General features: G+C 44.8%; 10 protein-coding genes. 8 read left to right on the forward strand and 2 right to left on the reverse strand.

Annotated elements, in window-relative coordinates; translation table 11 throughout:
• Positions 1-415: 415 nt before the first annotated feature.
• Positions 416-1,411, reverse strand: coding sequence for an aspartate--ammonia ligase (gene asnA, locus NH462_RS08165; RefSeq protein ID WP_253105332.1), 996 nt, complete (start codon positions 1,409-1,411; stop codon positions 416-418).
• Positions 1,412-1,572: 161 nt separating this feature from the next.
• On the opposite strand from asnA, the gene asnC reads away from it, so the two are divergent.
• From asnC to NH462_RS08200, 7 genes are all read left to right on the forward strand, one after another.
• Positions 1,573-2,031 carry a transcriptional regulator AsnC gene (gene asnC / locus NH462_RS08170; RefSeq protein WP_010374296.1) on the forward strand — a complete coding sequence of 153 codons (459 nt, stop codon included), beginning with the start codon at positions 1,573-1,575 and terminating at the stop codon, positions 2,029-2,031.
• A gap of 50 nt (positions 2,032-2,081) precedes the next feature.
• A complete protein-coding gene (gene trmH, locus NH462_RS08175; RefSeq protein ID WP_253105334.1) occupies positions 2,082-2,780 on the forward strand; it encodes a tRNA (guanosine(18)-2'-O)-methyltransferase TrmH in 699 nt (232 codons plus the stop codon).
• Between the two features lie 28 nt (positions 2,781-2,808).
• A complete protein-coding gene (recG, locus tag NH462_RS08180) occupies positions 2,809-4,896 on the forward strand; it encodes an ATP-dependent DNA helicase RecG (protein ID WP_253105336.1) in 2,088 nt (695 codons plus the stop codon).
• A gap of 306 nt (positions 4,897-5,202) precedes the next feature.
• A complete protein-coding gene (locus tag NH462_RS08185) occupies positions 5,203-5,865 on the forward strand; it encodes an alpha/beta hydrolase (RefSeq protein ID WP_253105338.1) in 663 nt (220 codons plus the stop codon).
• 187 nt (positions 5,866-6,052) lie between these two features.
• Positions 6,053-6,778, forward strand: a complete 726-nt coding sequence (locus NH462_RS08190; protein ID WP_253105340.1) for a TetR/AcrR family transcriptional regulator — start codon at positions 6,053-6,055, stop codon at positions 6,776-6,778.
• A 15-nt stretch (positions 6,779-6,793) separates the two neighbouring features.
• Positions 6,794-7,894 (forward strand): efflux RND transporter periplasmic adaptor subunit, encoded by a 1,101-nt coding sequence (locus NH462_RS08195; RefSeq protein WP_253105342.1) that lies wholly within the window; start codon positions 6,794-6,796, stop codon positions 7,892-7,894.
• Positions 7,894-11,001 (forward strand): efflux RND transporter permease subunit, encoded by a 3,108-nt coding sequence (locus NH462_RS08200; protein ID WP_253105344.1) that lies wholly within the window; start codon positions 7,894-7,896, stop codon positions 10,999-11,001. Before NH462_RS08195 ends, NH462_RS08200 begins: the two co-directional genes overlap by 1 nt.
• 124 nt (positions 11,002-11,125) lie before the next feature.
• Here NH462_RS08200 and NH462_RS08205 read toward each other — a convergent pair whose 3' ends face one another.
• Positions 11,126-12,313, reverse strand: coding sequence for an NAD(P)/FAD-dependent oxidoreductase (locus NH462_RS08205; protein WP_253105346.1), 1,188 nt, complete (start codon positions 12,311-12,313; stop codon positions 11,126-11,128).
• Positions 12,314-13,492: 1,179 nt separating this feature from the next.
• On the opposite strand from NH462_RS08205, the gene NH462_RS08210 reads away from it, so the two are divergent.
• A complete protein-coding gene (locus tag NH462_RS08210) occupies positions 13,493-14,002 on the forward strand; it encodes a hypothetical protein (RefSeq protein WP_253105347.1) in 510 nt (169 codons plus the stop codon).
• The last annotated feature ends 197 nt before the right edge of the window (positions 14,003-14,199 follow it).

The following is a 14,199-nucleotide window of genomic DNA, read 5'->3' on the forward strand; positions in this document are numbered from 1 at the left end:
AACCCAGAAACCTATCACTGTGCTAAATTTATTCCTCTAAAACAGAATGTTATTTTGCCGCGAAAAGCAGCAGCTCCTACCAAGGTATTCGCCCAGTAGGAGCGAGTTCACCGCGCAATCTTTTAACTGCTCGCCACGTAAAGCATCTCCTACCAAGGCATTCACCCCGTAGGAGCGAGTTCACCTCGCGATCTTTTAACCACTCGCCGCGTAAAGCGGCACCTACCAAGGTATTCGCCCAGTAGGAGCGAGTTCACCTCACGATCTTTTAACTGCTCGCCGCGTAAAGCAGCGCCTACCAATGCATTCACCCCGTAGGAGCGAGTTCACCTCGCGATCTTTTCACTGCTCGCCGCGTAAAGCAGCGCCTACCAATGCATTCACCCCGTAGGAGCGAGTTCACCTCGCGATCTGTTTAAAGCAAATCAGCTACGCTGCTACGTACTTCTTCAGGCCATACACCCACTTGCACTTGGCCAATGTGCTGCTTTTGCAACAACAACATCACTAAACGCGATTGGCCAATACCACCCCCAATGGTTTGTGGTAATTCACCCGCAACTAACTGTTGGTGCCAATCTAAGCTCAAGCGTGCTTCGTCATCGGTTAATTTAAGCTGTCTTGCAAGCGAATCAGGACAAACACGAATGCCCATTGACGAGATTTCAAATGCGTCTTCTAGCACTGGGTTCCAGACCAAAATATCACCATTCAGCCCTTGATATTTGTCGCACGTTGGCGTTGACCAATCGTCATAATCCGGCGCGCGAACGTCATGAATCTTACCGTCACCAAGCTCACCACCAATACCAATTAAAAATACCGCGCCATATTCTTGAGCAATCGCTTTTTCACGTTGCTTGGCTGTGAAATCTGGATACATAGTGCGTAATTCTTCACTGTGCACAAACGTAATTTTCTCAGGAAGGAATGCCGCAATACCAAACTCATCCTCAACCACTTTTTCAGTTGCTTTAACTGAGCGATAAAGGGTTTCTACCGTTTCTTTTAATTTTGCCAGCGAACGCTCACTGTTTTCGCAAATCACCTTTTCCCAGTCCCACTGATCCACATAGACAGAATGGATTGGCGATAGCTTATCTTCGTCAGGGCGTAGTGCTTTCATGTGCGTATAGAGGCCTTCGCCTTTAGCAAAACCATAATCGCCTAGTGTTTTACGCTTCCACTTAGCAAGTGAATGCACTACCTCAAACTGCGCATCCGGTAGCGTTTTCACTTTTACCTGTACCGCCTGCTCGTGGCCACTTAGGTTGTCTTGAATACCGTCGCCCAAACGCGCCAAGATAGGCGCTTGTACTTCAACTAAACCCAATTGCTCGGTTAGCTGTGCTGAAAATACTTGTTTTACTCGTGCTATCTGTTTTTGTGTCTCTTGATACTTGCTCAACATGGTTAGGTCCTCATTCCCGAATTTGTCGTTTTGTTGAGTCTATATTTAAAGAAATCGACACAAACATCAATAACCCGTAACAAAAACACCTTTACATAATTATTTTCATCAAAAATATGCTATAAATTTTATATAAACGATAATTGTTAATGGATATTTACATGGAAAATTATGAGATCGACAATCTGGATAGATCCATCCTTCACGCTTTAAAAGAAAATGCACGAACGCCCTACGCGGAATTAGCAAAAAGATTTGCTGTTAGCGCCGGTACCATCCATGTTCGGGTAGAAAAAATGAAGCAAGCGGGGATCATTGAAGGGACTCAAGTGAGCATTAATGCCAAACGACTTGGTTATGATGTCTGCTGTTTTATCGGAATAAACTTAAAACATGCTGGCGACTACCCGGGAGCCATTGCACGTTTAAAAGAATTTGAAGAAGTTGTTGAGGCCTACTACACCACGGGCAATTACAGCATTTTTATCAAGGTGATGGCACGCTCCATCGACCACCTTCAAGATGTGCTAATCAATAAAGTGCAAACCATTGAGTCTATCCAGTCAACCGAAACACTAATCTCGCTGCAAAACCCAATTCAGCGCACCGTTATGCCCTAGCTTCTTTTTTGTTATAATCGCGGGAATTTTTTGATTAGAGTAGTAAGTAGATGGCCGAGAATAGATTCCATCGTGTAAAAAGCGTATTAGATAGACGCCAAACCGACCTCACAGTGTGCCTAGATGAAGTACATAAGCACCATAACCTGTCAGCGATTGTGCGTACCGCAGACGCGGTTGGCTGTCACCACGTACACGCAGTATGGCCACAAGATCAAAGACGGTTAACAAACAATACCTCTGGCGGCAGCAAAAATTGGGTTGAAACCCATATGCATGAGCATATCGACCAAGCTGTTGCGACAATCCGTGAACAAAACCCAGGTGTACAATTATTAGCAACCAACCTGAGCGATAGCGCCGTTGATTTTCGTGAAATTGATTACACCAAACCTACCGCTATTGTAGTGGGTCAAGAGCGTTTAGGGATCTCAGAGCGCGCACTTGAGCATGCTGATCAACACATCGTGATCCCAATGCAAGGTATGGTGCAATCACTCAATGTGTCTGTTGCTGCAGCGCTTATTTTATACGAGGCGCAGCGCCAAAGAGATGCAGCAGGACTGTACAAACGTACAGATATGATGGATCCTGTGGTAAAACATAAGTTACTATTTGAAGGATGTCACCCAATCATTGCAACCCGCTGTCGCGAAAAAGGGCTACCTTACCCGGCACTTGATGAGCACGGTGAAATCGTTGCAGACGACGCTTTTTGGGACATTCTTAAGTTTACGCAGAAGAAATAAATAACGCGGATCGCGCTAGAGGATTAGCATGTCGACACCAAATTTGGCCACTTATCCAATCACCGAATTAAAGGGCGTAGGCCCAAAAGCGGCCGAGCGTTTGGCCAAACTTGGCATTCAATCGGTGCAAGACATGTTATTTCACCTTCCGCTACGCTACGAAGACCGTGCGCGTACCTATCCTATCTGCGAGCTGCAAGCGCATAGCCATGTCAGTATTGAAGCCGAGATTGAACGCAGCGAAATCACGCAAGGCAAACGCCGCATGTTGGTGTGTTATGTTAATGATGGGACGGGGCGGATCGCGCTGCGCTTTTTCAACTTTAATGCGGCACAAAAAAATGCCATGCAAGCGGGCAAAGTGATCCGCTGTTTTGGTGAGGTTCGCCGTGGTCACTATGGCTTTGAAATGGCGCATCCAGAATACAGCATCAAAGAGACGCGCTCTGCACCGAGCGATCCGAGTCTTGCGACGCTTACCCCAGTGTATCCTACCACCGAAGGATTAAAGCAACTGAGCATTCGGGCAATTGCCGATCAAGCCGTTGAGTTACTGCGCAAATATGATGTACCAGACTATTTACCAGCGCAATATCGGCCATCGCAGCAAAGCGTAAAAGAGGCGCTGTTATTACTGCACCGTCCACCACAGGAAGTGGATTTAGCGCAATTAGAGCTAGGGCAACATCCCGCGCAAGCACGTTTGGCGTTTGAAGAGTTATTGGCGCAAAACCTCAGCTTGCTTAAGCTTAGGCAAAAAGGCCAAGCGGTAAAAGCGGTTGCACTAGTGCCCACCAATCCACTTGAAGCCCAGTTTTTGTCGGCCTTGCCATTTGCCCCCACCAATGCCCAAAGTCGAGTAGTGGCAGAGATCAAAGGTGATTTACAACATCCCTACCCCATGATGCGATTGGTGCAAGGGGATGTTGGCTCAGGAAAAACGCTTGTGGCAGCGCTTAGCGCGTTAACGGCTATCGCACAGGGTTACCAAGTAGCACTGATGGCACCCACTGAGATCCTATCCGAACAACACGGCATCAACTTCCTTAATTGGTTTGAACCTATGGGTATAGAAACCGTATGGCTGGGTGGTAAAACCAAAGGTAAGGAACGCACTCATGCGCTTGAGCGTATTGCTTCAGGGCAAGCACAGATGGTGGTCGGCACCCATGCGTTATTCCAAGAGCAAGTACAGTTTTCTAACCTTGCGCTTATCATCATCGACGAACAACATCGTTTTGGTGTGCATCAGCGCCTAGCGCTAAGAGAAAAGGGAAAGTTTGGCGATTGCTATCCGCATCAGCTGGTGATGACTGCAACCCCAATCCCGAGAACCTTGGCAATGACGGCCTATGCAGATCTTGAAACCTCAATTATCGACGAGCTACCACCGGGCAGAACACCAATCACAACCGTCGCCGTGCCAGACACCAGACGCAATGAAGTGATCAAAAAAGTACAAAAGGCCTGTGTTGAAGATAAGCGTCAAGTTTACTGGGTATGTACGCTTATAGATGAGTCGGAGGCGCTACAATGCCAAGCCGCAGAAGACACCGCCAAAGCACTTGCCGAAGCCTTGCCTGAACTTAATATTGCGCTGGTACATGGCCGTATGAAAGCCCAAGAAAAGCAGACCATCATGGACGAGTTTAAACAAGGTCATACCCATGTGCTGGTTGCCACAACCGTGATTGAAGTTGGCGTGGATGTACCCAATGCTAGCCTTATCATCATTGAAAACCCTGAGCGTTTGGGTCTGGCGCAGCTTCACCAATTACGCGGCCGTGTTGGTCGCGGACAAATCGCATCACATTGTTTACTGCTTTACCATGCGCCACTGTCGGTCACTGCGCAAAAGCGTTTGGGGGTGCTTAGAGAAAGTAACGACGGATTTGTCATCGCTGAGCGCGACCTTGAGATCCGCGGCCCGGGTGAAGTGCTTGGTACAAAACAAACTGGATTGGCAGAGTTAAAAATTGCCGATCTTAGTCGTGATAAACATTTATTACCACAAGTGAGAAGCCTCGCTTTTACCGTGCTAAAAAACCACAGCGATATTGTTGACCCGATTATCTGGCGCTGGATGGGTGATAAGAGCGAGCTGGCAATGGCGTAAGCCTGAAGCGGCAAATGATATAAAGATTGCGAGGTCAACTCGTTCCCACTAACGCGTTTTGTAGGTCGAGATTTATCTCGACAGCATAAGCTGAAACGTCGGAGCCGCTTTACGCGGCGAGCAGTAAAAAGATCGCGAGGTGAACTCGCTTCCACACAATGAGCCAGCCCCCACAAAATGAGTCGGATCTCACAAAATAAACTCGTTCTCATAACTCTCTCATACAAAATAACCCATCGCGCTACGCTTGCTTCTTTTATCAAAGCTTGGCTACCATCTCGCTACATCAACTAAAAAGACTCAAAAATGAATCCTTTACTACGTGCTGTATGCTCCACCTTAGCTGCTTGCGTGGCATCAATCGCCTCAGCAACAGCAGTTTACCCAGATGTACCAGAGCAGATTAATCCATCCGCCAAATACGTTTTTTACTCTCATGGCTATATCGTTGAAGGTGATAATGAAACACCTATTCATAAGCGCTGGGGTAAATATGACTTTCCAGCCATCAAACAAGCATTAAGCGACGATGCCTATACGCTAATTGCTGAGCACCGACCTAAAGGCGTCGCACCAGAAACGTATACAAAAACCTTGGTTAGTAAGGTCCGCAATTTACTGGATGCAGGCGTCAGCGCCAGCAACATTACGCTCGTGGGGTTTTCTCGCGGTGGTGCATTAACGATAATGGCAAGTGATGCATTAAAAAATGATGCCATTCACTACGTGGTACTAGCTGGCTGCGCTGGGCTTATCAAAAGTAAAACCGAAATTCAGCTCTACGGCAAGGTGTTGTCTGTTTACGAAACCTCAGATCAAGTAGGTTCTTGCGATTTTGTGAAAGCCCGCTCAACAAACCTCAAAAGCTTTACAGAGCTTTCTATTTCAACTGGAAAAGAACACGGCGCTTTCTATCTCCCGAGAGACGAGTGGTTAAAGCCCGTTAAAAGCTGGATTTTAAATCACTAAACAATTAGCGTGGCGTTCTGTCAAAGGAACGCCGTACAGCGCCTTCATTCCACTCCCTTCGATATCTTTAAATCGCACTTTCAAGCAAACAAAACTCTGTTTACTTATTGCACTTTTAAAAATGCTCTCTATAATTGAACCTTATTCGAATGACATTCGAATAAGGTTCAAGCTCTAAGGAGAAACGATGGCACCGGCACCTAAATATGATAAAGAAACCCAGCAACGCATGATTTTAAACGCTGCGGAACAATGCATTAATGAGTCTTCAGTCACTGACTTTACGATGGCAAAAGTCTCTTTGCTTGCAGGATTGTCTATGGGCTCAATATATAAGTTTGTGCAGACCAAAGAAGACCTAGTAATGGCGCTGGCCTATGAGTCTTTTACCCATACATCCAGTGTTTTTAAGCAAGTATTGTCGTTACCACTTAGCACACCAGAACGCATGCTCGCGGTGTGTCTTATCTCGCCACAAAAGCTAAAACGCTTCTCTTTTGATTATGAATTACAGTCCTACTCTACCAATGAGGCGGTGATAAAAAGGGCTTCTGAGTTTTGGACCAATAAAATTATCGCATCCTGTGGTGGCTGTGAAAACGTGTTTAAACAAGCGCTGATTGATGGCATTGAAGCAGGTGAGTTGCAAGCTACACCAGATCTACACGACATGATAGAAGAAATCATCATCACCGGATGGGCGCTTACCGTAGGGTATGAGCAAGTACTGCGCTTGCAACAAACTAAGCAAATTGTTGAGGGCACGGCTTCATTGCTCGCACCACTTGAGCTTAATGATCCTGTTATTCGCAGCACGGTGCGATTACTTAACAGTTATCCATGGCAACAACCTATCACTCAAGATTCACTGGTACGCATAGAGAAAGAATTGCAAGCGCTCGAGCTTCGTTAACTTAAGGAAATCACAATGAATATCAAACGTTGGCTTATGGCCGTTGTCATCATTCTCATCGTTATTACCAGCCTTGGTTTTGTGAAGTTTACACAAATCCAAGCGGCAATCGCCTTTGGGGAGTCTTTTCCGGAGCCTTCGGCTTCGGTAAAAAGCACGTATGTATCAACCACTGAGCATATTAAATCGGTTAAGGTTGTAGGTCAGCTCCATGCCAAGCGCACCGTCACCATTAGTAACGAGTATCCCGGTCTTATCACTTTCGTCGGTTTTAAACCCGGTGAGCAAGTAGCAGCGAACCAAGTATTACTGCGCTTAGATAGCAGCATTGATGAGGCAAATCTATTAGCGGCTAAAGCTAGAGTAAAACTTGCTAAATCAACCTATCAACGGGTTGCCAAATTACTAGAACAAAAGCGGATCAGCCCAGATGAGGTGGACAAAGCCGAGGCTGAGGTGGCAATTAATCAGGCAAACGTAAAACGACTAACCACATTAATCGAGAAAAAAACCATTCGTGCCCCTTACCCGGGTCAAACGGGGTTAGAACAATATCAGGTTGGTCAATTACTTGATGCCAATAGCGAAATCACTTTCTTGGTTGGATTAGACGACAGCATTTGGGTGGATTTCAAAATTCCACAAACCTTACCACAACCTAACATAGGCGAAGACGTTAGCGTGGCAATTTCTAATGCCAGCGGCCAAAAGCCTGCTCGCGTATCAGCCAAAATGCCAATGGTCGATGTCGCATCGCGTCAAAAAAGTTATCGCGCTGAGCTACAAAACAGCGATGGCACACTCAGCCACAATCAAATGGTGTTAGTCAATGTACCAACCGAGGTCGTAAGCGCCGCAGTAGTGCCAACCAATGCAATTACGCGCAATCACTTTGGCGAGTTTGTTTATGTACTTGAAAAGGACGACAGCCAAAATTGGCGGGCAAAACCGGTAAAAATCACATTAGGCGATAAGGTCAACGACCAGCAACTTGTACTATCTGGCCTGCGTGGTGGTGAGTTTATTGCTGCTGAAGGGGCATTCAAGCTACAAGAAAACTTACTGGTTTATACCGTTCAGGTTGCCGCTATTGATGGCAATAACGGAGGCCAGTAATGAGCGCATTACACGAAAATAAGCCGTCTATCATGGATATTTTTGTTAACCGGCCGGTACTGGCGATCGTGGTGTCATTGCTTATTGTGCTAGCGGGTTTTAATGCCGCCCGAGATATATCGGTGCAGCAATATCCAAAAATAGAAAGTGCCTCACTGGTGATCAACACTGTCTATACAGGCGCTGCCGCAGACGTCGTTAAAGGCTATGTTACCGAGCCAATCGAGCGAGTGGCCTCTACTGTTCCTGGCGTCGACTATGTAGACTCGATAACTACCTCGGGACTTAGCAAAGTTACCGCTTGGCTTGAACTTAATCATAGTACCACCGATGCCTTGGCTGAGCTGACCACCCGATTAAACCAGATTAAGTTTGAGTTACCCAGCGGAGCGGAAGATCCAGCCATTCAAATCGTACGTGCCGATAGTCCGTATGCGGTATTCTATCTCGATGTGGAATCTCAAGGTCTGCCACGTAATAACGTGAGCGATTATTTGATCCGAAATGTTGTCCCTTCTATGTCTGATATTCCCGGTGTACAAAAAGTGACGCTGGAAGGTGGCCGCGATCCAGCAATGCGAATTTGGCTCGATACCGAAAAACTCGCTATCTATGGCGTAAGTGCCAGCGATGTATTTGCCGCGCTACAAGCAAACAACACCATTGCCACCTTAGGTTACAGTGAAAATAACAGACAACGCATCGACCTAATGGCCAATACCTCGTTAAAAACGGTAGCAGATTTTAACAACTTAGTGGTAAAAGAAATTGATGGCACGCAACTCAAGCTTGGTAACATCGCCACGGTAGAACTCGGTGAGGCCGAAGGCATGGTAACCGCACGCCTTGATGACCACGATACGGTATTCTTAGCGGTGTGGGCATTACCAGGTGCCAATGAAATCGATATTGGTGATGCGCTGTATAAAAAGATTGATGAGATTAATACCATCTTACCCGACGGCATGCATCTAAGAATTGGCTACGATGGCACGCTTTATATGCGTGATTCCATAAAAGAAATCTTCACCACGCTTGGGGAAACCGTCCTACTCGTGGGGATTGTTGTGCTCGCGATGATGGGCTCGTTTAGAACCGCCATGGTGCCGCTGGTTACCATTCCTATCTCGATTTTAGGCGCAATCGCGGTGATCTCAGCGATGGGCTTTTCACTCAACCTACTGACTATTTTGGCTATCGTGCTTTCTGTTGGTTTAGTAGTGGATGATGCCATCGTGGTGGTTGAAAACGTTGCGCGTCATATGCGCGAAGGCAAACCCAGATTACAAGCCGCGCTTATCAGTTCACGTCAATTACTCGTCCCAATAATTGCCATGACGCTGACCCTTGCAGCGGTCTACGCGCCAATCGGATTTTTAACAGGTTTAACGGGGTTCTTATTCCGAGAGTTCGCGTTCACCCTAGCCATTGCGGTATTAATTTCTGGACTAGTTGCTATTACCTTGTCGCCCATCATGAGTGCTTACGTTAACCCTGAAGGCGGTAAAGAAGGTAAATTAACGCAAAAGGTCAATGGCTATTTTGATCGATTACAAGCGTTCTACTTTCGTGCGCTCGATACCTTGTTTAAGTGGCGTCCACAGGTCTTTTTTGTCGCTATCGTGTTCTCTTTATTGTCGGTGCCGTTTTACCTGTTATCACAAAAAGAGTTAGCCCCCATCGAAGATCAAAGCAGTATTCAAGTCGTAGTGGAAGCACCACCTGAATCTTCTCAAGCTTATACTTCAGCGAAAATGAATGACACTGCCGAGGTCATGAACGCCACTGAAGGCGCTGAGTTTACTTGGCAGATTATTACGGCGGCAGCGGGTTTTGGTGGTGTAGAGCTTGCACCATTTGATGAGCGAGAAAACTCAGTACACGACTTACTATACGACCTATACGGTCGGTTAGGCAGCGTGATCGGGCTAAGTTTATTCCCTATTCTGCCAGCATCGCTTCCTACCGCAGGACAGTTTGACGTTGAGGTAGTATTCCGTGCCAGTGACGACCCAACCGCGATGAAGCAGTACGCCGATGAGATTATTCAACGCGCCACCGCCAGTGGCAGCTTTATGTTCGTCAATACCGACCTAAAAATCGACTTGCCGCAAGCCGAGCTTGAAATCGACCGAGAGCTGGTTGCTGACTTAGGTCTCAGTTTGTCGTCGGTAAACGAGCAACTTAGTATTTATATGTCGAATAATTTTGCCAACTACTTCAACAAAGAAGGCAAAGCCTACCGCGTCATTCCCATTGTGGGCGATGGCGAAAGGTACAATCCTGAGAACATTCTTAATATGCAAGTAAGGACGGATGCTGGCGATCTTATTCCAATTTCAGCGTTTGCCACCTTGCGTACCTTTACAAGTCCTAGAGTGCTTGGCTCATTCAATCAGCAAAACTCGTTTAGAATATTGGCAGGCACACTGCCACACATAACCAAAGAGCAAGCGCTCACACAGGTAGAGGAAATTGCAGCAGACGTCTTACCTAGCCATTACTCCATTGACTACGCTGGCGAATCAAGACAGCTAAGAAAAGAAGGCAATACAATGGTTGGCGTACTCCTATTTGCCATGATAGTGGTGTTTTTCTTACTGACTATCCAGTTCAACAGCTTTAGAGATCCGCTCGTGGTACTACTCGGCTGCGCACCACTGGCACTCGCAGGTGCATTGATGCTGCCGTTTTTATCACTCACGACCGTCAACATTTACAGCCAAATCGGCCTAATCACGCTCATCGGTTTAATAGCCAAAAATGGCATCTTGATTGTTGAATTTGCGAACCATTTACAGCTTGAAGGTAAATCGAAATTTGAGGCGGTAAAAGGGGCTGCAGCCACACGTCTAAGACCCATCCTAATGACCACTGGTGCAACCGTGCTTGGTCACTTCCCGTTGGTATTGGTAACCGGCGCAGGCGCAGAAGCGCGCAACAGCATAGGTATTATCTTAGTCGCAGGCATGCTCATCGGTACTTTCTTCACTTTGGTTGTCTTACCGCTACTTTATGAAAAGCTAGCCAGCGATAACCGTGGCGAAGCCGAAACCATTGAAACCTACCCTGAAGCGCAGTTGGTAGGCAAAGTAAGTATGATGTGATAACTGACTAACAACCAAAAGGACACTAAGTGCCATACTTAGTGTCCTTTTTGATTGGTAAACCCTTTCTTTTGATAAGCTATAATTTATTTCAATCTATAGCCGCTTTTGAGCGTGATTTGGGCTAACAAGCCTGTCCGCATGCCCAGCCGGAGCTCCATGCATATTGAAAATTATAGCCTCCGAGCCATCCGGTGACATCGGTGACTTCGCCGATAAAGTACAGGCCTTTTTGTTTTTTAGCTTCGAAGGTTTTTGAGCTTAATTCATCGGTATCTACACCACCTAACGTAACCTCTGCGGTGCGATAACCCTCTGTGCCATTTGGTTTTATTTTCCAGCTAGTGAGAGTTTCAGTAAGCTTTTCAATCTCAGTGTGGCTGAGTTGGTTGGCGTTTTTATCTGGGATGCTACCGTCGCTGATTAGGGCTTCAATAAAGCGCTTTGGTAAAATGGTCGAAAGCAAGTTCCTCAAGCTCTTTTGCCCTTGTTCACTGCGCCAGTCATGGAGTTGTGCTTGCACATCTAGATCAGGTAGTAAATTGATGCTAACAAACTCGCCTGCTTTCCAAAATGAGCTGATCTGCAAAATTGCAGGGCCAGATAAGCCTCTGTGAGTAAAGAGAATATTTTCTCTAAATTGGATACCGCTTGCGCTGGTCACTAGGCTATCTACGCTAATACCAGACAAACCATCAAAGCGGGCTTTGTCGTGATCATGGAGTGTAAATGGTACAAGCGCTGCCGTGGTTGGTAATACAGTTAAGCCAAATTGCTCCGCTATTTTGTAGCCAATTGGCGTTGCGCCAAGTTTTGGCATGGTTAAGCCACCTGCGGCGATCACCACTGACTCGCAGTTAAACGTTTGAGTTGTTGTTTTGACTAAGTAGCGACCATCAGCTTGATGTTCAACCGCAAGGACTTCTTGACGTAAATGGAGTGACACGCCCGCCCAGTCACACTCGGTAAGAAGAATATCTACAATGTCTTGTGCGCTATTGTCACAAAACAACTGCCCAAGTGTTTTGTGGTGGTATGCAAGACCATGGCGGTCTACCAGTTCAATAAAATCATGTTGGGTATAGCGGCTCAAACACGACTTTACAAAGTGTGGATTTTTACATAGATAGTTAGCAGGTGAAGCATTTTCGTTGGTAAAGTTACAGCGGCCACCACCACTGATCAAAATTTTACGGCCAGGCTTTTTCCCCATATCAACCACTGCAACTTGTCGCCCTCGGTATCCAGCCTGTGCAGCACACATCAATCCAGCAGCACCTGCGCCGATAACGACCACCTCTATTTGTTGCATAAACTCACTCAACTTTTTATCTAAGATTTCTACACTTACCGTTTTGCCAACAGTTTAGCTTTAAGCGGCAAAATCGCGACCAAGCGAAAATTATACCTAGATTCTTTATCTAATCACAGCTGCGAATACCAATAGTCACCCGAATACCTTTTAAACACTTGTAAACATTATGTCAGCGTTATCATTTCTCAAAATTTAAAAAACAAGAAAATACAACTAAAACAACCCAATAAATCCACCCTTTAGTACTAAAAAAGTATCCGCTCTATTGGCTACAAAAGCTTCACAAAGTTAAAAACACTATTTTGTTTACAGTCATTTATAATGTAACTGAAATTTATTCTCTCTCTCACAAAAATGAAAAAAACGACAAAAATAGACACGCACTTTTATATTACTTCTGTCGAGCCAGATACACAGATATTGTAAAAAGCGATCCGCCATCATTGGCACATAGAAAACCAACTATATTGGGTGTTGGATGTCGTGTTTAAGGAAGACGCTTGCCAGATCAGTGAGCCGATTTCAGCGGAGAATATGGCGCTGTTCAGACGGGTTGTTCGCAAACTGGTAAAACCACACACAGGCCTTAAAGATTCGATACGTTGCAAGTGTGTTCGAGCCAGTTTTGACGATGAATTCAGGGCTGAACTTATCTTCGACTAAAGATCGTTAACAAAGTATGTTCTCACCCTAAGTAAATCTTTGAAGCTTAGACTCTCACATAAATAAGCGATTAACAAATCTACTACCGGAAAAGCGTCGAAGCGCTGGTGAACAAAAACGTTTCGCAGTAATAAAGTATACTAAAATAAATACTAGTTATACTTTTTCGATTAGAACGTTCCCAACTCGACGAAGAGTTGACTACTTTTAATAACACAGTCCTTAAAATTACCTAATCTTCTCCACACCACTACCTAAAGCTATGAATAGTTCAACTAACCACAAAGTACTTAGCAACTATGTAAAGCCAAGAGCTAATTAAATAACTTTCTAAAAGTTGAGTATTTCAACTTATTTAAAAGACATTATTGTTAAAGAGTTCTAAACATCAAGCGACTGGAGATGGGAAGATGAAGATATAGAAACAATCCAAAATTGTAAATGAAATGTAAACGATGTTTACTTTATGTTTATTTTCAAAACAAAAAAATTATTAACTTTTCTGGTTGATCGATGCTCTTAAGACGTGCTAATGTTTACACAGAGTTACCATTAAATAACATCTGTGATTTTGTTGATAAAAATAAAACACAAAATCAACATTCGACAGTTGAAATTTGTAAGCTTATCTTTACACAGGAAACATTAAAGATAAGTGTTATGAAAAGAAAAGTAATAAACTGTGCTATTTCGCAAATAGCAGCTAGGGGAAGCGAAGTATTTATGATGGTACGTATATTTAGTTTGTTAGATAGGCTATATCTTCTTATTCTTTTTGCAAACCTAAAATCTAGAATTATAAGAAGAGCATCAAGAACAAATAGCTATAAAAAATGGAAAAAAATATATTCATTCTGTTTTAACCTTCCAAATATCGCGACAGAATACATGGCGACCACGTCATTTTCTCTTAGCTTCTTTATTATTAATGGCCTGAGTCTAAAACCAAAAACCTCCTACGTAAAAACACAAGGTATAGCGCTATTTGGTTTGACTCATAGGCGACTCATTTATCATGAATAGCTTTAACTATCGCCCTGATAGATAAGTAAAGGAATCAGATATACAGCATCATTATCACCACACAAAAACCTACGTCAATGTACAAAAAGTGCAACATGGTAAGCGTCGTGGAAAGAAATTAGGCTTTTATATTATGAATCTAATGCCCCACCTAATCAGGTGCTCATTGAGGCAGGTTGAATAGCCAACCTCAATTT

Source organism: Pseudoalteromonas sp. OANN1, assembly GCF_024124685.1.
GTDB classification, from domain to species: Bacteria; Pseudomonadota; Gammaproteobacteria; order Enterobacterales; family Alteromonadaceae; genus Pseudoalteromonas; species Pseudoalteromonas piscicida.

Excerpts from the sequence above, each read along its gene's own strand:
- asnA (WP_253105332.1), bottom strand. The coding sequence starts at position 1,411 with ATGTTGAGCAAGTATCAAGAGACACAAAAACAGATAGCACGAGTAAAA.
- asnC (WP_010374296.1), top strand. The coding sequence starts at position 1,573 with ATGGAAAATTATGAGATCGACAATCTGGATAGATCCATCCTTCACGCT.
- trmH (WP_253105334.1), top strand. The coding sequence starts at position 2,082 with ATGGCCGAGAATAGATTCCATCGTGTAAAAAGCGTATTAGATAGACGC.
- recG (WP_253105336.1), top strand. The coding sequence starts at position 2,809 with ATGTCGACACCAAATTTGGCCACTTATCCAATCACCGAATTAAAGGGC.
- NH462_RS08185 (WP_253105338.1), top strand. The coding sequence starts at position 5,203 with ATGAATCCTTTACTACGTGCTGTATGCTCCACCTTAGCTGCTTGCGTG.
- NH462_RS08190 (WP_253105340.1), top strand. The coding sequence starts at position 6,053 with ATGGCACCGGCACCTAAATATGATAAAGAAACCCAGCAACGCATGATT.
- NH462_RS08195 (WP_253105342.1), top strand. The coding sequence starts at position 6,794 with ATGAATATCAAACGTTGGCTTATGGCCGTTGTCATCATTCTCATCGTT.
- NH462_RS08200 (WP_253105344.1), top strand. The coding sequence starts at position 7,894 with ATGAGCGCATTACACGAAAATAAGCCGTCTATCATGGATATTTTTGTT.
- NH462_RS08205 (WP_253105346.1), bottom strand. The coding sequence starts at position 12,313 with ATGCAACAAATAGAGGTGGTCGTTATCGGCGCAGGTGCTGCTGGATTG.
- NH462_RS08210 (WP_253105347.1), top strand. The coding sequence starts at position 13,493 with ATGCTCTTAAGACGTGCTAATGTTTACACAGAGTTACCATTAAATAAC.